The 24,474-nt window shown below is 35.3% G+C and carries 14 protein-coding genes; 8 read left to right on the forward strand and 6 right to left on the reverse strand.

Translation table 11 applies throughout. The annotated features are described in order from the left end of the window. Positions 1-6: 6 nt before the first annotated feature. From GXM16_RS18075 to GXM16_RS18095, 5 genes are all read right to left on the reverse strand, one after another. Positions 7-954 (reverse strand): ABC transporter ATP-binding protein, encoded by a 948-nt coding sequence (locus GXM16_RS18075; RefSeq protein WP_163395898.1) that lies wholly within the window; start codon positions 952-954, stop codon positions 7-9. A gap of 65 nt (positions 955-1,019) precedes the next feature. Next, positions 1,020-2,390 carry a RagB/SusD family nutrient uptake outer membrane protein gene (locus GXM16_RS18080; RefSeq protein ID WP_163395899.1) on the reverse strand — a complete coding sequence of 457 codons (1,371 nt, stop codon included), beginning with the start codon at positions 2,388-2,390 and terminating at the stop codon, positions 1,020-1,022. 12 nt (positions 2,391-2,402) lie between these two features. Continuing rightward, positions 2,403-5,783 (reverse strand): TonB-dependent receptor, encoded by a 3,381-nt coding sequence (locus tag GXM16_RS18085; protein WP_163395900.1) that lies wholly within the window; start codon positions 5,781-5,783, stop codon positions 2,403-2,405. Positions 5,784-5,967: 184 nt separating this feature from the next. Continuing rightward, positions 5,968-7,011, reverse strand: a complete 1,044-nt coding sequence (locus GXM16_RS18090; protein WP_163395901.1) for a FecR family protein — start codon at positions 7,009-7,011, stop codon at positions 5,968-5,970. Positions 7,012-7,207: 196 nt separating this feature from the next. Next, complete coding sequence (locus GXM16_RS18095) at positions 7,208-7,801, reverse strand: RNA polymerase sigma factor (RefSeq protein ID WP_163395902.1); 594 nt, start codon at positions 7,799-7,801, stop codon at positions 7,208-7,210. A gap of 593 nt (positions 7,802-8,394) precedes the next feature. Between GXM16_RS18095 and GXM16_RS18100 the strand changes: the two genes are divergently transcribed. The 8 genes from GXM16_RS18100 (at position 8,395) to GXM16_RS18135 (ending at position 23,762) form a co-directional block, all read left to right on the forward strand. Then, on the forward strand, positions 8,395-8,910 hold the full coding sequence (locus GXM16_RS18100) for an RNA polymerase sigma-70 factor (RefSeq protein WP_262892359.1): 516 nt from the start codon (positions 8,395-8,397) through the stop codon (positions 8,908-8,910). 99 nt (positions 8,911-9,009) lie between these two features. Beyond that, on the forward strand, positions 9,010-10,209 hold the full coding sequence (locus GXM16_RS18105) for a FecR family protein (RefSeq protein WP_163395904.1): 1,200 nt from the start codon (positions 9,010-9,012) through the stop codon (positions 10,207-10,209). A gap of 94 nt (positions 10,210-10,303) precedes the next feature. Next, a complete protein-coding gene (locus GXM16_RS18110) occupies positions 10,304-13,897 on the forward strand; it encodes a SusC/RagA family TonB-linked outer membrane protein (RefSeq protein WP_163395905.1) in 3,594 nt (1,197 codons plus the stop codon). Positions 13,898-13,907: 10 nt separating this feature from the next. Then, positions 13,908-15,305, forward strand: coding sequence for a RagB/SusD family nutrient uptake outer membrane protein (locus GXM16_RS18115; RefSeq protein ID WP_163395906.1), 1,398 nt, complete (start codon positions 13,908-13,910; stop codon positions 15,303-15,305). 63 nt (positions 15,306-15,368) lie between these two features. Then, positions 15,369-17,372 (forward strand): TlpA disulfide reductase family protein, encoded by a 2,004-nt coding sequence (locus GXM16_RS18120; protein WP_163395907.1) that lies wholly within the window; start codon positions 15,369-15,371, stop codon positions 17,370-17,372. Further along, positions 17,372-18,790: an alpha/beta fold hydrolase gene (locus GXM16_RS18125; protein WP_163395908.1), complete on the forward strand. Its 1,419-nt coding sequence runs from the start codon at positions 17,372-17,374 to the stop codon at positions 18,788-18,790. Before GXM16_RS18120 ends, GXM16_RS18125 begins: the two co-directional genes overlap by 1 nt. Before the next feature lie 67 nt (positions 18,791-18,857). Continuing rightward, on the forward strand, positions 18,858-20,924 hold the full coding sequence (locus tag GXM16_RS18130) for a protein-disulfide reductase DsbD family protein (RefSeq protein ID WP_163395909.1): 2,067 nt from the start codon (positions 18,858-18,860) through the stop codon (positions 20,922-20,924). An 18-nt stretch (positions 20,925-20,942) separates the two neighbouring features. Then, positions 20,943-23,762 (forward strand): M16 family metallopeptidase, encoded by a 2,820-nt coding sequence (locus tag GXM16_RS18135; protein WP_163395910.1) that lies wholly within the window; start codon positions 20,943-20,945, stop codon positions 23,760-23,762. 347 nt (positions 23,763-24,109) lie between these two features. Here the strand turns inward: GXM16_RS18135 and GXM16_RS18140 are convergent, their stop codons facing one another. Next, positions 24,110-24,433 carry a thioredoxin domain-containing protein gene (locus GXM16_RS18140; RefSeq protein WP_163395911.1) on the reverse strand — a complete coding sequence of 108 codons (324 nt, stop codon included), beginning with the start codon at positions 24,431-24,433 and terminating at the stop codon, positions 24,110-24,112. Between the last annotated feature and the right edge of the window lie 41 nt (positions 24,434-24,474).

Genomic DNA, 24,474 nt, shown 5'->3' on the forward strand with positions numbered 1-24,474 from the left:
TTGTTTTTAAGAAAGAATAGCGTTTTTAGAAGGTGCTTTTTTTGATAATTGGGCAAAAATTTCGTCAAGGGATACTTTTTCGAACTGGATTTCGCGTAATTTCCAGTTGTTGGAAACGCTCAGTGCTACGATTTTTTCTGCTATTTCCTGCGTTCCTGAAAAAGTGATTTGTACTTTTTTAGGAGAAAGATAGACAGCTTCTGTAATTTCTGAAATCTCTTTCAGGATATTAACTGCAGGTGGATTTTCAAAACTGGCTGTCAGCGTATTGGCTTCGATATAATTATTGAAAGCTTCGAGTGTATCCGAAAAAACCATGTGTCCGTTTTCAATCATTCTGATATCCTGGCAGGTGGCCTGAACTTCAGAAAGAATGTGTGAAGAGAATATCACAGCCTTATCTTTAGCAATCTTTTTGATTAAATTTCTGACTTCCAGAATCTGATTTGGATCCAGTCCGTTTGTAGGTTCGTCAAGTACTACCAGTTTTGGTTCATGAATGATTGCCTGGGCAATCCCTACACGCTGCCTGTACCCGCCGGATAAGTTTTTGATCAGCCTGTGGCTGAAATGTGAAATACCGCATTTTTCTTTTGCTTTTTCGACCGCATTTCTCAAATCTTCTTTTTTTACCAGTCTTAGCTGTGCGCAGTGAATCAAGTATTCATCTACTGTTAAATCAAGGTGAAGAGGCGGTGTCTGCGGTAAAAAACCGATTAGTTTTTTGGCCTCAACAGGGTTTTCCTTTAAATTGATTCCGTCAATAAATATATTTCCTTTGGTCTGGTTCAAAACGCCGCAGAGAATATTCATCGTGGTCGATTTTCCGGCTCCATTTGACCCCAAAAGGCCTAAAATCCTGTTTTCTTTGATTTCAAAACTGATATTTTGAATTGCCCAATCCTTACTGTATTGATGTGACAAGTCCTCAACTCTTACAATTGTTGTTTCCATAGTGATTTTTAAATCGCAGGAATGTATTTTTTTATAAAACACACTCCTGCGTTATTTTTTATTATTTAGTATCCTTCCGTAGGATTTAAGAAGGGATTAGAACGAAGGGCAGCTTCTGGTATTGGATATAAACGGTCTGTAGATTTCCAGATTTTGTCTGGTAAAACAGAAAGTGTTTCATCCAGTTTTCCGGTTCTTTTCAGGTCCAGCCATCTGTGTCCGTTTTCTGCAAAAAACTCACGCTGTCTTTCCAGCGCAATTAAATCCAATAATTGATTAGAATCTGTTAAAGTAGTATTCCCAAGTAATGCTCTGTTTCGAATTACATTAATATCTTCCTGAGCACCTGTAATATTATTTAATCGTACTCTGGCTTCGGCTCTTATTAAATACAATTCAGCTAATCTTAAAGGTGTAGAACGCTCTGATGGAGAATCACCAAATCCATTTTTATATTTATTTGGTGCAATTCCAAGAAATACTCCTGTTCTATTTCTGATGTCAACTGTCCAGATCGTTTTTCTGGCATCACCAGTTTCAAAAAGTGCATTTCCTTTTCTTAGCAATAAAGTTCCGTTTGTTGAAAACACGGAAGACCCTTCGTAAGTATAAAAAACGTTAAAGTACGGGATTTGAAGAATCGACTCTTTATTATCTGCGATAAAAGGACTGTTTGATGCACTTAATCCGGTAGTTATCTCATAGTTTCCGGTTTCGTTTATTACCGCTGAGGCGTGTGTTGCTGCATCACTCCATTTTCCTAAATAAAGATTTACCCTGGCCAATAAAGTTTCTGCAGCCCATTTTGTAGCTCTGATTCTTTTGTTGTTATAGTTGTTGTAATCAACCGGCAGATCTTTTGAAGCATCGGTCAAATCAAGAACAATTTGTGCATAAACTGCTTCCTGAGTCGATTGTGGCAATAATGCAGACACATCTACATTTGTTGTAAGTACTAATGGTACATCTCCCCAAAGATTAGTCAGGTAAAAGAAACAATAAGCTCTTAGAAACTTTGCTTCAGCAATCCATTGTTTGCTTTTTACAACATTGAGGGTAGTACTTGCAGTAACACCTTCAATAACATTGTTGGCATTGTAAATCGTTTTATACAGTTCTCCCCAATTGGTGTTTATTGTTCCGTCAGTTTCCTGGATTTCATTAGAACTATAGACAGTGGCCAGGCCATTTGTTGGGACTAATTCATCTGCTGTTTGTCCTAGTACCGAATGGATTCTGTTATAATAAAAGTCGGCAACCATACTTTGGTAGATTCCATTTACTGCTGCCTCGGCTGTTGGATCTGAGGTATAAACAGTTTTTGAAGATAATTGATTTCTCGGAAGTTCAACCTCAAGTGCTTCCTCGCATCCCGTAAGTCCTAATACAAGAAATAACGAGAATATACAGGTATATTTAGTGGAAATATTTTTCATGATTTTTTAGATTTAAAATGTAAACTGTGTTCCAAAAGTAATTGTACGCATTGGTGGCAAAGCAAGTCCTTGTGTTTCAGGATCAAGTCCTCTATAACTAGTAAAAGTTACTAAGTTTTGTCCCTGAAGAGAAAGACGTATACTTTGCAAATACTTTTTAGTTCCTTCATTCAAAGGAACCTGATAAGTGGCACTTACATTTTTGAGTTTTATATAGGATGCATCTATAATAGAAGCATTGGAGTCCATATAATTAAAGAAGCTGTTCTGAAAACCGGAACTTAAAATATTTCCTTGTGCTATATAATCATTGTATTCATTTACCTGAAAATTTGCAGTAGAGTATGGATAACCAGGCTGAGCTCCTGTAGAAGTCATTAAAGTAGTTCCCTCTTGTTTTACAAATTGGAATAAAAAGTCAAGTGTAAAGGCTTTGTAGCTTATTGTATTTGAGATTCCTCCATAATATTTAGGGTAAGTAGGTCCGTAATATTTTCTGTCTCCTCTGCCAGTTTCTGCAAAACCGCGTGATATCCTGCCATCTCCGTTTACATCTTCAAATTGAGCAATTCCGTCAGCATTTACACCAGTAAAATTATAGACATACCTACTGCTTAAAGGGTTTCCAACTACATATTCAGAGTAATAACTGGTAAATTCTATTCCATCAAATCTTGTTAATTTATTGGAATTGGTAGAAATGTTGAAAGAGGTAGACCAGTTTAAACTTTTATTACGAATGTTGGTTGTAGCCAATGTAAATTCCCATCCTTTATTTTCTACTTCAGCCGGTAAATTGGCAGTATAAGTTGTAAAACCTGCCTGTGCACTAAGTGTATAGTTTACCAATTGATTTATTGAAGTGTTTTTATAATAAGCAGCTGTAAAAGATATTCGATCTTTAAGGAAGCTTAAATCTAATGCAGCTTCAAATTTTCTCGTTGTTCCCCATTTGATATTTGGATTTGAAATTCTGGCTGCAGTCATAGATGTATTCCCGTCACCATAAGTACGCGTATCAAAAGTATCTGTATATCCATAATCCGGAATATCATCGCTACCTATTTCTCCATAACTGGAACGCAGTTTTCCAAAACTTAATAAGGTCTGATCTTTTAAGAAACTTTCTTCAGTAAAAATCCAGCCAGCCCCTATTGAACCAAAATTACCAAATCGGTTATTAGCTCCAAATTTAGAGGAACCGTCTCTTCTAAAATTAGCGTTAAGAATGTACTTATTTGCAATGTTATAATTTACCCTGCTGAAGAGCGAAATGTATTTGTATTCCGAACTTCCATTAGAAACTGATACTGTTTCTGCAGCAGCAATATTACCAATTAAGTTATCAGCACTATAGCCATTTGAACTAACATAAGAAGGCATTTCAGATTTTCTGTTTTGCCACGATCCTCCAACAAGTACAGATAGATTACCTTTCCATAAATTGGTTGTATAATTAAGCTGAGGCTCAACAGTAAAATTATTCGTATTATTAGTTGAAACCGTATAGGATCTTTGAAAGTTTACATTACTGCCGTTTGCTTCAGCATAAACATGATTAACTGCAGATCCGGGCATAGTCTGGCTAGACTGCATCTGTGCTCTTCCGTATCCTAAGTCAGTTTTAAAAGAAAACCCTTTTGCGATATCATATTGAAGGCTTAAACTAGTGATTAAGTTCATCCCCTTATCTCTTACTCTTTTGTCTAAAGCAGCTAGTGGATTAATATCGCTAAAATAATCCGGAGACCAGTAATAAGTCCCATCTGCGTTGTACATTGGACGGTTTGGAGCAGTACCTACCGCATATGTTGTAATGTCAAAAAAAGGAAGGTTATTATTATCTGTTGCAAAAATCACAGAAGCACCTACTTTTAGTTTTTTGTCCAGTGTACTATGATTAATATTTAGGTTAGTTGAGAATTTATCATAACTAAAATCTCCTGGCACCACAGTAGTTTCTTTATGATAAGCACCGCTTACAAGAAAGTTGGTGGTATCGTTACCACCTCTTAAGGAAGCAGAGAAATTATTAAAATTAGCCGTACTACCTATTAATTTTTTCTGCCAGTTATTATTCACATTCGGATCCCAGTCAGTAATAGCTATACCATTACTATCTACATCTGCAACATCTCCATTATTATCTAATGCTGTTTGCAGCATATTTAAGTAAGCAGGGGTATCTAAAGTTTTAACCATGTGGGCGACTTCAGAAAATCCTGAATTTGTTGTTACCGTAAACTCTGTTTTTCCTGATTTTCCTTTTTTGGTTGTAATAAGTACAACTCCATTAGCTCCTCTTGAACCGTAAATTGCTGTCGCATCTGCGTCTTTCAGGATTTCAATACTTTCAATATCATTCGGATTAATAATATTTAGGGGACTGGTAGATTTTTGAGCCCCTCTGATTACATCCAAACTTTGTGTTTGTTGTTTAATATCATCTCCAATGTACGGAACACCATCAACAATATAAAGTGGAAGATTAGCACCTTCAATGAAATTTCTTCCTCGAATGCTGATGTTCATATCAGATCCGGCATATCCTGATGTCTGTGTAACAAAAACCCCCGGAGTCCTTCCTTGAAGGGTTTGCAAAATATTCGTTACAGGCTGTTTTTCAATGTCTTCGGCTGTAATTTTAACTACAGATCCTGTGGTTGTTCTTTTAGTAGTGGTACCATAACCAATAATCACCACTTCATCCAGTTTGGCTAAATCTGGCTGCATATTAATGGTAATCGAACTTTGGTTTTCAACTGTAACTTCCTGCGTTTTATAACCAAGATATGTTACTTTAAGCGTATGTTTGCCGGAAGGTAAATCAATATAAAACTGACCATCAAAGTCTGTTATGCCGTGTTTGTTGCTTCCTACAAGAACAACAGAAACACCAGGCAGTGGAAACCCTCTTTCATCTACAATTTTTCCCGTTAATGTCCGGTCATTTTCAGCTACATTATTTTTTCCGGATACAATGACCGTTTCTTTTTTATAAACAATGACATTTTTATCTACCTGTTTGTAGACCAGATTACTGCCCTGAAATGCCATATTTAAAATCTCACTCACAGGTCTTTTTCCGCGTGGCATATTAATTTTAGGAAAATTAGTAATAAGCTGTGGCTGATACGCAAACAGTAATCCCGTTTTATGTTCAATAGTTTTAAACAGGGTTTTGATATCCTGGTTATGAAGCTCAATATCAACAGATATGTTTTCTAAACTCTGACCACTCATTTTATTTGCAAATACCATAGGAGTACCGCAGGTGAGTAAAAAAATGTGGAATAAACTGATGCGCATGATCATAATGGTTTTTTTTGAAAGACCGAACAACGAATTGTTCTTTTCCCTTTCAAACATGGTTGTTTTACAGCGTAATTTCATAAATTTGCTTGCTTTTTAATGGTTACTGGTTTAATTATTAAGAATCTGGGCCATCTGGTGTAGGAGCTGGATGGCTTTTTTATTTATCTTACTGGTTTTGGTTTTTAAGGTTAGTACTGCCTGATGCGTTCTAAGTAGGAGATTAGAAAGCTTGTCAGGTTTTATTTATTCTTTTTGTTGTTGTTTATTCACATCCTTTTCCGCTTATAATTACGGTACCGGCTTTATTATAATGGTATTCTGTTTCTATAACACTTGTTATTACCTGCATCACATGGTCCAGGTCTTCTTCGTTCAGGAAACTCGCAGTTATCCTGCAATTCCTGATTTTCTCATTAGATAATAAAATCTGTACCTTGTATTTCTGGGAAATTAAAGCAACAGCTTCTTCCATATTGATGTCGTCCAGAATCAGGTAGTTGCTTTTCCATTCGGTCACAACGGCTGCACTAATTTTATTCTGCTCAAAATTCAGAGTGCTTCTGTTTACCTTAATCTGCTGATTCGGAGTAATCACACCATATATCTTTTCTGCATCTCCAACCTGAACTTTACCTCTGGCAACTGTAACTTCTATGTTTTTAGAAGAGTCAAAAGCATTAATATTAAAGGCCGTACCCAAAACTTTCGTCTGCACCTTACCGGTATGTACGATAAAAGGTTTCTTTTCGTTTCTTTTTATATCAAAAAAAGCTTCACCGGTAAGGGTTACTTCACGGGTTTTGCTGTTGAATGATTTTTGATCATATTTCAGGCTGCTCTTATCATTTAAAAGAACAGTACTTCCATCCGGAAGACGAACCAATTGTTTACCGCTAAAATCTACTAAAGTATTTTCTGCAATTGCAGGCTGTTCGGTAACGGGAATTGTATCACCTGTTTTTGGTTTAAAAAACAAGCTGTTACCAATCGCGATTAAAGCAATGATACTTGCTGCAGCGAAAAGAAGGCGCACGACCACCCTTTTATTTCTTCTTTGCGGCTCTAACAAAATTACTTTTTGGCTATTTTCTGAATCTGACAAAATCCTTTTGAGTATATAATCGCTCTTTTCCTTATCTAACAATTCTGAAGAAGAATTTTCCCTAAGCATCAAATCAATTTTTTCTTTTATGAAATCGTCATGAGAATTCTGCCGGATCATTTCCATCATTTTCTGTTCATCAGAAACCGACAATTCATTCTTCAGATAGCTTTCAAATAATTCTTCGAATTTTTTTTGCTGCATGTTTTGTAAATTAGGTTAGTACTTGTTTAAAACTTGAGGTTATTTTTTAGTCTACTAAAATCAGGGTTGAATCCTGTTTTCAGCATGTTTTTTATTATAAAGACAGTTAAAAAAGGGGGAGGGAGTAGTGAAAAGTTAAAAAAAAGTAAAAAAAAGGTAAAAAAATAGCAAAGAATCCCTTTTTGAAAGAAAATTTTTAAAAATTAACCCCTGCAAATAATAACATAGCCATGAAGAGATTCATGTAAGGTCCAATTTTCTGACGCACAAATTTCAAAGCCTGTGCCATATGCTTTTTTACGGTTTCTGTAGAAATACCTAAATCTTCACCAATTTTTTGGTGGCTCAAACCTTCCCACTTCGCCATTTTATAAATTTTTTGCTGTTGTGGAGGCAGCTGTTCTACTATCCTGTTTAAGATAACATTGTACTGATCATCTTTTATAGCGTGATCGGTATCGCTTAATGGAGTATCATTGGAAGTGATTTCTGTCATCAGGGTGCTTTCACGAGCATTTTTCTTGATGATATTGAATATATGATTTCGGGAAATGATGAAAAGATAGTTTTCAAAACTGGCTATTTCTCCTAAATTTTGATGGTTAAGCCAGATTTTCAAAAAAACATCCTGAACGGCTTCTTCTGACTGAATGACAGACTTGGTTATTTTTAAGGCCGTTCCGTAAACAATATGTTTGTATTGGTTATATAATGCTGTAAACGCCAGTTCGCTTCCCTGAGATAATTCAAGAAGAAGTTTCTTTTGATCCGAACTGGAATTTGATAACATAATTTTAATTTGTTTCAGATTGGCAATATTATTTATTTTTTTTTAAAGCTGTATACACAATCTTAAATATGGTAAAAAAATACTATTTTAATAATTTAGGCTTCTTAATATTATGATATCAAAAAAATAAAGACTACTGTTTTGTATATGATGTAATTCTAATTAAAAAAAACATTGAAGTATTGTAGGTTAAGCCTTAATATCATTGAGGATAGTCAATCTTAAAAACAGAAAAAAGAGTTTTATTTGCGAAATATTTATAATACTAAATAATTACAGCAGGATTTTATAATTGTACAGAAATAAAATTTTTAAACACATTTTGTTCCTAATAAATACCGAACTTTATATTTATACTTGATTCTGTGGAATTTATTTAAAACAGGAATAAATTTGAGGATGTTTTTGAGTAAGATTAGTACTAATTTTATTTTTCACAATTATTAGAAATCGGTCTTTCGGGATATAGTTTTTTCATTGATTCCTCATATTTAATGATAATTATTCTATCTAAAGCCAGTATTATTCATTAAAAATTTATATTTGCCAAAATAAAAATTTACAAAATTAATCGCGGACAAGAACATATTAAAATTGATGAAGCGTACTATAAGGAACTTTTCTATTCCTTATATCCAAGGCTTGTGGGGTATAGTTTTAATTACCTTAAGGATACTTTTGCTGCAGAAGAAGTGGTCGAGAATGTGATGCTGCTGCTTTGGGAAAATCGTTTAAAATTTGAAAAAGTCAACGATGTCAAATCGTATTTGTATACGATGGTCAAAAACGGTTCTGTTGCCGTTCTTAAAAAACAGCAAAAAAGCATCCAGCTGGATGAAACATTTTCAGATGAGCCATTGGAATTTGATTTTAATATCCTCCAGGAAGAAGTATATTCTGTTTTAATAGAAGCGCTTAATTCATTACCTGAAAAATGCAAAGAAGTCTTTGAACTGTCCTGTTTAGAAGGAATGAAGTACAAAGATATCGCCGAACAGCTTGATATTTCTGTCAATACTGTAAAATCACAACGTGCCCGGGCCATCGAATTATTAAAGGTAAAACTGAAAAATCATTCAGAACTTTTATTTATTTTACTATTTCTTTAAAATTTTTCAAAAATCTTTCCACCCTTTTTTGGTGTTTCGTACTCTTAGTTATATAACATTTACTTAAACTGTTAATAACCGATACTTAATATTAAAAATATGTCTTTAGGAAACGAAGAATTTATAGTCGCTGATCTGATAAGAAAAGAATTGCTACTTGGCGAATTATCGACACAAGAGAATGCTTTTTTGCAAAAATGGCTTTCGGTACCCGAAAACGAATTATATTATCAAAAGGTAATTGATTTTGAAACCTTAAAATCAAAAGAATCGTTTTACAGTGGCATTGATACTGATGTGGCTTTTGAAAGGATCAGAGAAAAGATCAGTCAGAGCAATACGCCTGTTGTTACTCTTTACAACTATAAAAGCCTGCTAAAATATGCAGCAGTTTTTTTGGTCTTGCTCGGTCTTGGCTCTGCTTTTCTTTTTACAAATAATAAAGAAAATCAAAAAGAAGTTGTAGTCACCAGTATTACTCCAAAATACAATAGTCCTACTTTGGTACTGGCAGACGGAACCGTAGTAGCGTTAGAGGCCAAAAAGGAAAAGATAGTTTCTAAAAACGGCGTAATCTCCAATGTAAATCAGGTTTTGGTTTATGATACAAAAGATTTAAAAGGAGCTGCATCCGGAGAAAATACCTTAATTGTTCCTGTTGGCGGTATCTATGCCGTTAATCTTTCTGACGGGACAAAAGTCTGGCTGAACTCAAAATCGTCATTAAAATATCCGGTTGAATTTACTGGCAATAAACGAGCCGTGACCCTTGAAGGAGAAGCCTATTTTGAAGTAAGCAAAAATTTGCACAGTCCTTTTACTGTTAAAACAAAATCAGGAAACATTACGGTTTTAGGTACCCACTTTAATGTAAGTTCTTACACCGAAGACCACACATTCACCACTACCCTTGCAGAAGGAAAAGTAAAAGTTTCGGATTTCGATTCTAAGGAAAACGAATCCGTTATTTTAAATCCGGGGGAGCAATCACGTGTAAATACTAAAAATGATGTTTCCGTAACTGTTGCAGCAGTTGATCCGTCAGTTTATACAGCCTGGAAAGACGGTAAATTTTATTTTGAAAACGAGAACCTCAAAAGTATCCTGGCGAAAATGTCCAGATGGTACAACTTCACTGCGAAGTTTGAAAACAAATCGCTGGAGCAGATCAGGTTTACCGGAATTGCTTTGAAGGAAGAACCAATAGACCGTCTGCTTGATATTATCAGTAAAACATCGAATGTAAAATATAAAATAATCAAAGTAAACCAGACCTATGAAGTAACCGTAAGTAAGTAAAAAAACCGGAAAATATTGCAGTATTTCCCGGCTAGTATTGTTCAGTCGAAAAAAAGAGTTCGAAATCAATTAACCAACCAAAACATTTAAAAGTATGAAAAAAAACCTATCCGCAAAAGATTGTGGGGTAAAATCCGCTCTTTGGGATAAATTTCTTAGCATTATGAAGAAATCCCTACTATTATCCATTTTTTTAGGCCATATCGTTGTTTTTGCCTACTCGCAAAAAGTAACAATAAAGGCAAAAAATCAATCTATAGCTACTGTTTTAAAAACCATTACCAGAAAAACTAACGTAGAGTTTTTTTATAGTGATGATGTATTTAATGCTCAGGGAAGAGTAAATTTAGAAGCAAAGAATGCTGATGTTATAGCTGTTGTCAAAGAACTTATTGGCGATGGCTACAAAGCTGAATTTATTAATAACAAACTGATTGTCATTTCTATAAATAACAAAGTTAAAACCGCGACTGCTTCAGTAATGGCAGAAAAGGTAAAAGTAAAAGGAGTTGTGACCAATGCCAAAAAAGAATTTTTAATTGGAGCAACAATCTGGGTAAAAGGTACAAAAGATGGAGCGATAACAAATTTTGACGGTTCATATGAAATTATGGCCCAAAAAGGTGATGTTCTTGTTTTTGAATATTTAGGATATAAAAAAACTGAAATTACAGTTTCTAATAACTTGATTATTAATGCTGTGTTGTTAGAAGATGTAAGTAACCTGGATGAGGTAAAAATAGTTTCTACAGGTTATCAAAAAATTGACAGAGAACGTTCTACAGGATCTTTTGTTGCCCTTACAGCTGCAGATTTAGAAAAAGTGCCGGTTAATAATGTACTTCATAGACTGGAAGGTCAGGTTGCAGGTTTGCAGTTAAATATACAGGACTCTGACAACACTTTTGTTTATGGATCTACATATGGAGAGAGCCATGGAAGAAGTAGTTATAATCTTGCCATTAGAGGAAAATCTACATTTGAAGGTACAGCAGGGTCTAATGCAATGCCATTAATTGTACTTGACGGCACACCTACAGAATTAGATATCAGAACTATAAATCCGAATGATATTGAGAAAATTACGTTTTTAAAAGATGCAGCTTCGGCCTCAATTTATGGAGCAAGAGCGGCCAATGGAGTAATGGTTATTGATACTAAAAAAGGAAAACAAGGACAAACGAGAATTAGTTTTTCTCAAAATTATGGTTTTTCTAATAAACCTTCTTTGTCAAAACTTCCCTTGATGAATTCATCTCAGGTTTTAAATTTAGAACAGGAATTTGTAGATAAAAATCTGGTTACAGACCCTGCAAATATAACCTTTATGATGGCTCCTCCTATTAGTCTGGGAATGGACCTGATGTTTCAATACAAACGCGGTACGATTACTGAAGCTCAAAGAAACGCTGGCTTAGATATATTGCGTAATCGTAATACTTACGGACAGGCAGAACAGTATTTCCTGCAGGCTTCATCTACTCAAAATTATAATTTATCGTTTAGTGGTGCACAAAATGATTATTCTTATTTCATGTCCGGATCGTATTCAAAAGAAGAAACTCAGTTGAAAGGAAATAGCGGACAACGTTTTACTTTGTTATCCAATCAGGATTTTAAGCTTTTCAATTATTTAAAAATGACTACAAGCCTGAGAGGTTCTGTTTTTAAATACAAGGATAATGCTTTAGGACTTAAGCCATTAGGAATTGACACAAATACCTTATTGCCTTATAATCAAATTATTGGAGATGATGGAAATTCGGTAAACTACTATCAGCGTTATTATAGTGCGCAAACTATTCCGTTGGAACAAGCCGGATACTTACCATGGACCTATAATTATATTGATGAATTAAAGAATAGCGACAAGTCATCAAATGAATTAAATTTTGGTGCTACCATTTCGGCTACAGCTCCTCTATTAAAAGGGCTAGATGCTGTAGGTACTTATTCTATAGAAAATGCACGTACATCAAATGATAACATGTACAATGAAAACACCTTCTATGCACGTGACAGAATCAACTCAGCAACTTCTATAAATAGTAATGGGGATTTAGTAAATGCAATTCCGTTAGGAGGTATTTATCAGAATAACGAATTTGGTACAAGCAGTTACACGATGAGAGGGCAATTAAATTATGATGGCATTATTGGCCAGGATCATTTAATTAATGCAATGGCAGGTATTGAAGCCAGAGAAACCAGAGAAAGCCAAGACGGTAGAACATTATATGGGTATAATCCAAAAACGCAAACTTCTGTAGATCTTCCATCGCTAAATTACGTTGATGTAAACGGATTCAACTATACGCTAGGGTATGGTAATGAGCATAAAGATGTTCGCAGAAGATTTTTATCGTATTATGCCAATGCAGGTTATACGTATAAAAATAAATATACTATCACTGGAAGTGCCCGTTTAGACGACTACAACAATTTTGGAGTAGATAAAAAACTTAGAAGAACACCACTATGGTCAACAGGAGCAAAATGGAATATTAAAGAAGAATCCTTCCTAAAAGACAGCAACTTATTTAATAGTTTAAGTTTAAGAGCCAGTTATGGTTACAATGGTAATATCAACATGGAAGTATTTCCTTTTACCAACATAACTTTAAATAATTTAGATAATTTTTCACAACAGCCTTATGCTTCAATAAGCAGGCCTGCAAATCCTAATTTACGTTGGGAAAAAACGGCAATCTTAAACTTAGGAGTTGATTTCTCTATCTTGAACAGTAGATTAAACGGTACTGTAGAATATTATAAAAAGAATAGTAGAGATCTGATCGTAGAGTTCCCAATTTCTCCATTTTACGGTGTTCAAAATGATGCGTTAATACAAAATGCAGCAACATTATCCGGAAATGGTGTTGATTTAAGCTTAAACGGAACTATTCTAAAAGCAAAAGATTTTTCGTGGAATTCCGGTCTTGTGGTAACATATAATACTACAGAAGTAACTGATTCCCGTTTTAAAAATTTCAGTCAGTATTTAAATGGATCAGGTGGGACACCGCCAGTTGAAGGCTATCCGTTGGGCAGTGTATTTGCTTTTAGATCAGCAGGATTAGATGCAACCGGCAGAACGCAGGTATATGATAAGGCTGGTAATATCGTGAACTCTTTTACTTCTTTAAAAGACATTGAGGACATGAAATACATGGGCACCAATATTCCATCTTATTTCGGAAGTTTCAGTCACACCTTTACGTATAAAAAATTGTCATTATACATTTTGGCAACTTACAAATTTGATTACGTAATGTTTAAACCAACTTACGGAGGTTATGTAGACAGATCCGGAAGATTTAGCAGGTACGACTTAAATAGTGATATTGACCAAAGATGGAGAACCCCTGGAGATGAGGCTAATACATCAGTTCCAGGAATTGTAGGCTCATCCGGAGTAAGTCTTGTGAGATATTTTTCTTCAGACAACCGTATTATGGAAGGAGATCATATCCGTTTTAGAGAGCTTTCACTTAAATACGATATAAATGAGTTAATCAACAGAGGTTTTATAACAGGTGCTTCGGTAACTTTTACGGCCAGAAATCTTGGTTTCTTCTGGAGAAAAAACAAAGACGGTTTAGATCCTGACTTTTTGCCTTACACAGGATCTAATATGAAATTGCCGGCAATGGCAATGTACTCAATTGGTTTTAATGTTAATTTTTAATTTTTTAAAGATGAAAAAATATTTAAAATACATCACCATAATAGCTTTAGGAGCAGTAGTTTTTAGCTGTGATAATTATGTCGATATCAAAACCGAGGGTAGATTAATACCTGAAGAAACAGAAAACTATAGATTTCTGTTAAATAATTCGGCTACATTAGACATAACATACGGTAATGTAGATGTAGCGTCAGACGATATAAGTTTTCAAAATGAAGCTCAAACCACCGCATTAGGGGCGTCAGATTACCTTCGTCCTTTTGTGAATCAATACAAGTGGGCAAATCAAATTTATTTTGACGGTGAGTTAGATTATAATATGAATACTATGTATACTGCGTTGTACAATGCTAATATTGTGATCAATGAAGTAATGCAAAGTAAGGAAGGAACAGAAGCTCAAAAACTTGCCATTAAAGGAGAAGCACAAGTGCACCGCGCTTATATCTTTTTAACTCTGGTAAATGTTTTTGGAAAAGCCTACGATGCGACGACTGCAGCTACAGATTTGGGAATTGTTCTTTTTACAACTCCAACGGTTTCAGGCGATATCAAAAGAACTTCAGTTCAAAATGCATACGATATTATTCTAAGTGATTTAAACGATGCTGTTAATTCAGGATTAAAACCAATTAATTCGGGTAATAATGTAGCCTTTCCTTCCAGAGCATCAGCTTATGCACTTTTGGCAAGAACGTATTTGTATATGCGTAACTATCCTAAAGCTTTAGAAAACGCAGAAAAAGCATTAGCGATTCAAAGTACGTTAAATAACCTGGAAGATTTTGAGTTTAGTACTTTCCCAGGAAGAAGATTAGATAGAGAATTAATATTATCTAAGTTCAACGGATACAGTTCCCTGACTTATGCACCCCAGATTTTATCTTTAAGCAATGAGCTTATTGATACATTTGACACAAACGATTTGCGTTATGTATTGTTTACACAGCCAAGCAGTACTTTTAGTTCTGATTATACAATAGGAAGAACTTATTCGAAAGAAGGTTTAACAGGAGAAAGCCGTAACGGAGGGCCAACGGTACCGGAAATGATGCTGATAAAAGCAGAATGTCTGGCAAGAGCTGGTTCTGGAGAAGCAGCAATGGCTGAAATCAATAAGCTAAGACAAAAAAGATTCAGAGCGTCAGAATATACTGCCATGACAGCAACAGACAATAAAGATGCTTTGGTTAAAGTTTTAGCAGAAAGGAGAAGAGAACTTATGGGATCAAGTGGTTTTAGATGGTTTGATTTGAAACGATTAAACAAAGAACCTGAATTTGCTAAAACAATTACACACGTTTTTGGTACGGAGTCTTTCACACTTGCTCCAAACAGCGATCGCTATCAAATGCCGTATGCTCCAATTTATTATGATTACGCACCAAACTTACAACAAAATCCATAATTAGGTTAATTCAAACGTGCACTCAAAAAACTTTGAGTGCACTAATTCAAAAAAAAACAAAAAATGAAAAATTTAAAACTGATCTTATTTTTATTCAGTATTAACACAGCAATTTTTGCTCAGGATGCACCTGCGCCCGTATTGTCTCTTTCTCCGGAACATCCAAATCCGGGAGACGAAGTTACCATTACTTATAATGCCGCAAACGGACCACTTGCAAATGCTATGTATGTAAATGGAGTTGTATATACTTTTGATAATTTTAAATGGCGTGCAGACGATATCTCTTTAAAAGCAGCCGGAGATAAAAAATGGGAAACAAAAATGAAGCTTTCAAACCATGCTTCGTTTATTAATTGTGTTTTTAAATCAGATACAATCGTAGACAAAGGAGAAAAATTCCCAAATGGTTATATGTTTGCACAGGTTCCCGGATCTTATACAGGCTGGGGAATTTTGAGAAGCAGGGCCTTTCAGAATGAAGTCCCGAATGTAGTCCATGACAGCGCATACATCGCCGATCAGGTGGGTCTGATGTGGATCAATTACGAACTGCAATACCATCCGGAAAGCCGTAAAAAGGTTTTTTATTATGGATTAAAATTAAAACAATTAGCATCTGGTAAAGATGAAGGTGCAGCAATCAAAAAAGAATTGCGTGGCCTGTTGGCAGATCCAAATCTGGATAATACAACACAATATGATATTCAGAAGACTTTATTTTTATTAGAAAATCCAGCTGATAAAGTATTTACAGATTCTGTTCAAAAAGTGTTGGTGACAAAATATCCTTACGGAGTTTTAGCAAGAGACAGACAAATTCAAAAGGTTTTTAATGAAACAGATTTTAAGACTAAAGTAAAATTATTTGCCGATTTCGAAAAGAATTTTCCGCAAAGCAAATTTGAGGATGTTTACACCGATTATGAAAGTTTGTTTTATGATAAAATGGTTAAATCTATTGTTTACGGTTATATCGTAAATAACAAAGATTATGATTATGCTTTGAACAGTGTCAAAAAGGTTTCTTTTGGCAACTTATTAGATTATCACTGGCATTTAGTATCAATTCCTTACGACAGAGATCATGAAGGAACCGAAAAAGCGAACATAGAAACCTTAAAAAAATACGCTGATATTTTTATGGCAGAACTGGAGAACAGACTAACATTTGTTCCAAAAATGTATGCAGGAAAATTATCTCTGAAAGAATGGCAGGATCAGGCATTGCAAATGCTGGCCAGAGAATATTTTACGTATGCAAAACTAGCAGAAACCACAAAAAACTATGATGTGGAAGAAAAATACCTGGCAAAAATCAAACCTTTGTTTGGGTACAACGATGCTACTTACAACGAGGTTTATGCCAGAATGCTGATAAGAAAGGGACAAACAGCAGATGCTAAAAATTATATGGCACTTGCGGTAAAACAAAATCAGGTAACTCCTGAAATATTAGCTTCATTAAAAGAACTTTATTTGAAAGATGGCGGAACAACAGCAGGTTTTGACGCTTACTTAGAATCTCTAAAATCTTTAAATAATATTGAAGAACATAAAAAGAAAGTAATTTCAGAATTAGTAAACCTTCCAATTGCAGGTTTTGATTTAGAAAGCAGCAAAGGTGGCAGAGTAAAACTGGCCGACCAAAAAGGAAAAATTGTAGTACTTGATTTCTGGGCAATGTGGTGCGGACCATGTAAAAATGCGATGCCGGGAATGAAGATGGCAGTTGACAAATACAAAAATGACCCAAATGTAAAGTTCTATTTTGTAGATACAATGGAATATATCAAAGATTATAAAGAACAGACCCAGGCTTTCATCAAAGAAAAAGGATTTGATTTTAACGTTCTTTACGATGGAAAAAATCCTAAAACAGGAAAAATGGATGTTGCTTATGAACAATACGCAAAAGCATTTCAATTTTCCGGAATTCCGGAGAAAATGATTATTGATGCAAACGGAAAATTACGTTGGATGTCTAATGGTTATTTTGGAAGTCCAAGCGAATTAGTAGATGAAATTTCAATTGTTGTTGAGCATTTAAAGGCAGAGAAAAAATAATGAAAGTTTTATTTAATTTAAACAGAAACAGCGTCCTTTTTGGATTGGCAATTTTCTTGATGATGACCAGCCAGTATAGTTTTGCACAAACTATCTGGCAGGGCCAGCATCATTCATACAGAGTTATTTTGTCAGGAGATTTGGCGAAATACAAAACCGATTCTCTAAGTGTTAAAATACCTGAATTAGAAATTGATAAAAAAGTAGTAACCACTATAAAAGGTGACAGCATATCTTTTAAAAATGAAATGTATGGTTTTTCTTTCAAAGGAAAATACACTGCAGACAAAAGTGCTGTTTCAGGGATTTTCGATTATTATTCCATTCCAAATACGGCCATTGTTTTAAAGAAAGAAAAAGAGATCCAGCCTTTACATTTTGCGCAGCATCCTAAAAAACCCTATCCTTATCAGGTTATTGACATGACTTTTTTGGGAAAAAGTACCAAACTAACTTACGGAGGCACATTAACAATCCCACAAGGAAAAAAGAAATATCCGCTGGCAATTTTAATTTCAGGAACAAGTCAGCACGATCGTAATTATACCTATATGGGCAGGCAGTTTTTTACAGTCCTTGCCGATGAATTAGCCCGTAAAGGAATTGCTTCACTTCGGGTTGATGACAGAGGAACCGGAAAAACATCCGGCAATTTCAAAGAGTCAACAACAGGAGATTTCGCTGATGATGTAGATGCTCAGATCGATTATCTAAAAAGTGATAAAAATATTGATGCTTCTCATATTGGTTTAATAGGCCATTCCGAAGGCGGCATGATTGCCTCTATCGTAAGTGCCAGAAACAAAAATGTAAAATTCATGGTGAGTTTGTCAGGCGTTGCTGTTAGCGGGCTTGAAATGCTAAACCTGCAAAATACTGCAATTCTTAAGAGTTATGGCTTTACAGACAAAGTGGTCAACAAACAAATGGAAATGTACAACATTATGTTTAAAGCCGTTTACGATACAAAAGTAACAGATTCTGTAACACCGGTTTTGCAGGTAAAACTGGATGAGTGGAGAAAAACACAAGATTCAACTACACTAAAAGAAATTCATATGTGGGGCGGACGTGAAAAAGATTTCATTTACCGCTACGGCAATGATGCAGAACGCAAATGGTACCGATACAGCATTCACTACAATCCACAGGATTATCTGCCTAAAATAGATATTCCGGTATTTGCCGTAAACGGAGACAAAGATATCATGGTCCCTGCAGCAGAAAATTTAGGAAGCTTTAAGAAATACTTAAAAAGTAATGATGTCACGACCAAAATTTATCCCGGTCTGAACCATATGTATCAGCATTGCATCACCTGTAACCAGAACGAAAGCAAGGAAATTGATGAGGTGTTTGCTCCAGAAGTCCTCGAAGATATCTCCAAATGGATTCTGGCAAAATACAACAAATCCTAGTTTGTTAACCTGACAAAAAACAATAGAATAAAGGGCTCTGAAAGCCAGTTGTTAATTCAAAAAAAATATGAAAAAATTAATCTTTTTTATCGTATTTCTCTTTACGATAAGCAGTGTTACTGCCCAGATTTACGATCCGGTCTCGTTTACAACTTCAGTAAAAGAACTGGGAGAAAATAAATATACGCTGATCATAACAGCCAAGATTGATAAAAACTGGCATATATATTCGCAGAATGTTCCTTCGGGAGGGCCAGCTCCAACAGCTTTTACGTTTCCGAAATCGAAAAATTATAAAACAATTGGCGGTGTTAAAGAACCTGAAGGACATGAAGTAGATGATCCTGTTTTTAACATGCGAATTAAATATTTTGCAGACAAAGCGGTTTTTACGCAAAATATAGAACGCAAAACAGCAGATGCCTTTACGATAAACGCCAGCATATTTTTTATGGTGTGTAATGACAACAGCTGCCTGCCTCCCGGTGATAAAGATTTAAAATTCACCTTCAAAAAATCGGATGTTCCAATAAAAGAGGATGCGGCAGTAACAGTGGCAAACACAGAAGAAACAAAAACTGCAACAATTAGTAGTGATACAATTACAAAGCAGGAAATAAAAAAAGACACAACAATTTCTGTTACAGCAAGCGAAAAGAACACTCTTAAACCGCAGGAAAATGATCCCGGGAAATCGTCATCCCAAAATTCTGATGATAGCCTTTGGACACTATTTTTCTTTAGCTTTTTAGGAGGTCTTGCCGCTTTGCTTACACCTTGTGTATTCCCAATGATTCCAATGACAGTGAGCTTTTTTACCAAACAAAGTAAAAATAAGGCTGTGGGGATTAGAAATGCCGCTTTCTACGGAATCTTTATCATTACCATTTATGTAATCTTAGGAAGTCTTGTAACTGCTGTTTTTGGTGCCGATGCCTTAAATGCACTGGCAACAAATGTCGTTTTTAATATCGTGTTCTTCATACTATTAGTAGTTTTTGCAATCTCTTTTTTAGGGGCTTTCGAAATCGTATTACCAAGTTCGTGGATGACCAAAGTCGACCAGAAGTCGGAAGTTGGGGGACTCATTGGCATTTTCTTTATGGCTTTGGCATTGGCACTCGTTTCATTTTCATGCACGGGACCAATTGTCGGGACATTATTAGTTCAGGCTGCAGGTCAGGCAGGAATTGCCCCTATAGTAGGTATGTTTGGTTTTTCATTAGCTATTGCATTACCATTTGCCATATTCGCTGCTTTTCCGGGCTGGATGAATTCGCTTCCAAAGTCGGGTGGCTGGTTAAATTCTGTAAAAGTAGTTTTGGGATTTCTGGAACTGGCATTGGCATTGAAATTCTTAAGTAATGCCGACTTGGTTTTACAATTACACTTATTAGAAAGAGAAGTTTTTATTGCTATTTGGATTGGTATTTTTTCTGTGCTCGCATTATATCTGTTTGGTAAAATCCAGCTTTCGCATGATTCTCCGGTAACACATATTTCTGTCGGAAGATTAAGCTTAGGTATTCTGGTTGTTTCTTTTGTTGTTTACATGATTCCCGGACTTTGGGGAGCTCCTTTACAATACATCAGTGGGTTTCCGCCCGCAAAACAATATAGTGAATCACCAAATGGTTTTGGAAATACGACCACTGTAAATGCAGAAAAAACGGCTTTACCGGAAGGCGCAGAAAGTGGTCCAAACGGAATTACTACATTTCATGATTATGACCTTGGCTTAGCTTACGCAAAAAAAGTAAACAAACCCGTAATGATTGATTTTACAGGTTATGCCTGCGTAAACTGCCGTAAAATGGAAGAAAGAGTCTGGCCTGACCCAAAAGTTTTGTCAGTATTAAACAATGATGTCGTACTGATTTCTTTATACGTAGATGACAAAAGACCGTTGCCGGAAAGCGAGCAGGTAGTTTCTAAAATCACAGGAAAAGTCCTGAAATATACGGGACAGAAATGGAGTGAACTTCAAATCTTAAAATACAAAACCAACGCACAGCCGTATTATGTATTAATGGACCATAATGAAAAAGACCTCAATAAACCTTCGGCATACAATCCTGATATTCAGGCGTACTACAACTGGCTTCAGGAAGGAGTCCGGAATTTTAAAAAATAATCCCAACAAAAATAGCAAATGAAAATCTTTCAATCAAAATATTGGCTTTTGATCCTTCTAATCGGATTTAAAAGTGCTGCCCAATTTTCGACAACAATTCCGTTGAGCAAAGAGGTTGTTTCGGGACAATTAAAGAACGGACTGAAATATTATGTAATGCATAATGAATATCCTAAAGACCGTGTTTGTTTTTATTTTGCCCAAAATGTCGGTGCTATTTTAGAAAACGATGATCAGAATGGACTTGCCCACTTTCTGGAACATATGGCTTTTAACGGAACGCAGCATTTTGAAGGAAAAGGGATTATCGATATGCTGGAAAAAAAAGGAGTGCGGTTTGGTGCAGATATAAACGCATACACGGCTCAGGACCAGACGGTTTATAATTTAAGCAATGTCCCGTCAACTGATTCAAAATTAGTTGATTCATGCCTTTTGGCCCTGCATGACTGGTCTGGTTTTCTGCTGCTCAAAGATGCTGAAATTGATGCAGAGCGAGGTGTTATCAGGGAAGAATGGCGTACCAGAAGGAATTCAGATTTCAGATTGAACCTCCAGACAGATAAAGTGCTTTACAAAGGATCTAAATATGCAAAACGTGACGTTATTGGTGACTTGGACATCATTAATAATTTTGATTACCAAGTCTTAAGGGATTATTACAAAAAATGGTACCGTCCGGATCTACAAGCCGTTATTGTTGTAGGCGATATTGATGTAAAAGAAATCGAAAAGAAAATTATTGCCACTTTTTCTTCAATTGAAATGCCAGGTAATCCTGCCGAACGTTATTATGTAGAGATTCCGAAAAACAAAGGAATGGAATACGTCCTGGCAAAAGATAGAGAAGCGCAGGAAACAAACGTGGTGCTTTATTACAAAAGAGATTTCGGCAAAGTCAAGAACAATGAAACGATTCGCAGGGATTTGATAGATAATTTGTGTACCGATATGCTCAACAGGCGTTATCAGGAATTTATTCAGAACAATGAAACAGCTATTTTAAAAATTGGCGCTGGTGTATCAGAAGTATCCAGATTAACGGATGCAAGTTATTTGTTTGTGACGCCAAAGAACAACAAAACACTGGCAGGTTTCAAAGAAATGATGGTCGAAACCGAAAGAGCCATCCGTTATGGTTTCACACAAAAAGAACTGGACAGGAACAAACAAAGTGTTTTAAGCTATTATGAAAATATACTTCAGAATAAGGACAAAATCGAAAATGATGAATTTTCGGAAGGACTGGTCAATTATTTCCTGAAAGCAGTTCCGTTTGAAAGTATTGAGACCCAATGCGAAAATATAAAAAGCAGACTGGCATCAATTACACTGGCTGATGTAAATGAGGCATTGAAAAAACTGCAGACGTCTGATAATATTGTCATGACTGTTACCGGTCCCGATAAGGAGGATGTTGTTTATCCTTCAAAAGAGGAATATAACAAAATCATACAGGCAGTAAAGAAAATGCCTCTTGAAAAATATAAAGAAACAGATACCAACCAGCCTTTGGTCAAGGCGGAGTTAAAAGGTTCTAAAGTGGCAAAAGAAACACCTGTTCAGGGAATTTCAGGAGCAAAAAGTTATATTTTAGAAAACGGTGCAAAGATTGTTTTATATCCTACGACTTTGGCAAAAGATGAAGTTTTATTTTCGGCTTTTAGTTTAGGCGGAAGTTCATTGATTAAAACAGAAGATATTCCGTCTTCACAAATTGCTGTAAGTTTAGTTGAAAATTCAGGTTTAGGCGCTTTTAAAAGTACTGATTTAAGTGATAAGCTAAATGGGAAAATTGTAAGCCTGAAACCTTATATTACAGAACTGACCGAAGGTTTTAAAGGTTCTTCCAACCAGAAAGATTTTGAAACCTTATTGCAATTATTATATCTCTATTTTGAGCAGCCCAGATTTGATAAAGATTCTTATAACAGAATGCTGACAGGTTTTACAAATTCTTTGGAAAATGCTGCGAATACCAATCCGAAAGTGTTTCAGGATACAATTTCACAGCTGAACTACAACCATAATAAAAGAGTCCCACTGTTTGACGAAGGATTCATCAGGCAATTAAGTTTCGAAAAAGCTTCAGAATTATATAAACAAAGAATTCAAAATGCTGCTGATTTTACTTTTGTCTTTACCGGAAACCTTCCTGAAAATGCAATTCCCTTATTAGAAAAATACATCGGAAGTATTTCGTCAGATACGGCCAAAAAAGAAAATTTTATTGATAACCAACTGGATCCCGCGCCGGGAATTGCAAAACAGCTGTTGGTTCGTGAAATGAATGTGCCAAAAGCCAGTGTGTATATTCGTTTTGTAAAACAGTTTCCATACACTTACAAAAATCTCTTTACACTGCATATCTTATCAGAACTGCTTTCTAAAAAATACCTTGACCTGATTCGGGAAGAAGAAGGCGGAAGTTATGGTGTCCATTTATCATCAAGTGCCGGCAGACTGCCTTCGGATGAATATTCTATGACTATCAATTTTGACAGTGATCCTGAAAAGGTAGAAAAATTAACAAAAATTGTGTACGAACAGATTAATTTAACGCAAAATACTGTAACAAAACAGGTGGATATTGAGTCTATTAAGAACACAGTTCTGAAAGGCAGGGCCGAAAAAGTAATGACAAACGGATTCTGGCTTAACAGCCTCAACAACATGATGTTAAATAATGAAAGTTTTAAGGATGATGAAATTTATAAAAAGACTGTAAATGAAATAACTGCCGAAGATATAAAAGCTTTTGCAAAAGAGTTTTTCGCAAAACCCAAAACGGTCGAAGTAATCATGAAATCAAAAACTCAGGTTGCTGCACCCAAATAGTAAGAAATTGGTTTTTCATTCATTTTTTAGAAGTATTTTGAATTAGTAAGCTTATACAACTAACTTGAAAAACCCAAAGAGCTGTCTTTACCGACAGCTCTTTTTATATATAGAGATTCTAAGACTTAAATAGTATCAGGATCATTTACTAACGGCAGGATAAAAGGTAAAACTGCTAGCCTACATCTGTAAATGACTATTTGGAATGGCTGAAAGCTGGGATTTCAAATTATAAAACAGGCTGTCCGAAAATTACTTTTCAGACAGCCTGTTTTGCTTTTTTGGTTATTGAATCAGATTTTAGACAGTGGCAAACATCTGTAAAATCTAATTCAATTCCTGAGACATTATCCTTTTTTACTCCACGGACCATGGTTTTTGTATGCTGGACCCGTTAACTTTAGTCTTTCAGGATTACCTATTTTCACTTCAACCAACTCTTTTTTTGGAGTGTCCTTCACTGGCTGAGCATTTTTAAATGCTGGTCCCTGCAGTACTTCTTTATTGTTTTCTGAATATATTTTAGTAGACACTGTTTCGTGCTCCCAAACTTTATAATTTTTAAAAGCCGGACCTTTTAAATCACTCTGTTTTACTTTGGTAGGTTCTTCCTGTGCAAATGCACTGAAAGACATAAATAAAACTCCTAAAATCAATACTATATTTTTCATGACTATTACTTTTTACTGTTTTTTCAAAGTTACAAGCTGTA

Origin of the sequence: Flavobacterium limi, assembly GCF_010645075.1 — a bacterium.
Classification (GTDB): domain Bacteria; phylum Bacteroidota; class Bacteroidia; order Flavobacteriales; family Flavobacteriaceae; genus Flavobacterium; species Flavobacterium limi.

Excerpts from the sequence above, each read along its gene's own strand:
- GXM16_RS18075 (WP_163395898.1), bottom strand. The coding sequence starts at position 954 with ATGGAAACAACAATTGTAAGAGTTGAGGACTTGTCACATCAATACAGT.
- GXM16_RS18080 (WP_163395899.1), bottom strand. The coding sequence starts at position 2,390 with ATGAAAAATATTTCCACTAAATATACCTGTATATTCTCGTTATTTCTT.
- GXM16_RS18085 (WP_163395900.1), bottom strand. The coding sequence starts at position 5,783 with ATGAAATTACGCTGTAAAACAACCATGTTTGAAAGGGAAAAGAACAAT.
- GXM16_RS18090 (WP_163395901.1), bottom strand. The coding sequence starts at position 7,011 with ATGCAGCAAAAAAAATTCGAAGAATTATTTGAAAGCTATCTGAAGAAT.
- GXM16_RS18095 (WP_163395902.1), bottom strand. The coding sequence starts at position 7,801 with ATGTTATCAAATTCCAGTTCGGATCAAAAGAAACTTCTTCTTGAATTA.
- GXM16_RS18105 (WP_163395904.1), top strand. The coding sequence starts at position 9,010 with ATGTCTTTAGGAAACGAAGAATTTATAGTCGCTGATCTGATAAGAAAA.
- GXM16_RS18110 (WP_163395905.1), top strand. The coding sequence starts at position 10,304 with ATGAAAAAAAACCTATCCGCAAAAGATTGTGGGGTAAAATCCGCTCTT.
- GXM16_RS18115 (WP_163395906.1), top strand. The coding sequence starts at position 13,908 with ATGAAAAAATATTTAAAATACATCACCATAATAGCTTTAGGAGCAGTA.
- GXM16_RS18120 (WP_163395907.1), top strand. The coding sequence starts at position 15,369 with ATGAAAAATTTAAAACTGATCTTATTTTTATTCAGTATTAACACAGCA.
- GXM16_RS18125 (WP_163395908.1), top strand. The coding sequence starts at position 17,372 with ATGAAAGTTTTATTTAATTTAAACAGAAACAGCGTCCTTTTTGGATTG.
- GXM16_RS18130 (WP_163395909.1), top strand. The coding sequence starts at position 18,858 with ATGAAAAAATTAATCTTTTTTATCGTATTTCTCTTTACGATAAGCAGT.
- GXM16_RS18135 (WP_163395910.1), top strand. The coding sequence starts at position 20,943 with ATGAAAATCTTTCAATCAAAATATTGGCTTTTGATCCTTCTAATCGGA.
- GXM16_RS18140 (WP_163395911.1), bottom strand. The coding sequence starts at position 24,433 with ATGAAAAATATAGTATTGATTTTAGGAGTTTTATTTATGTCTTTCAGT.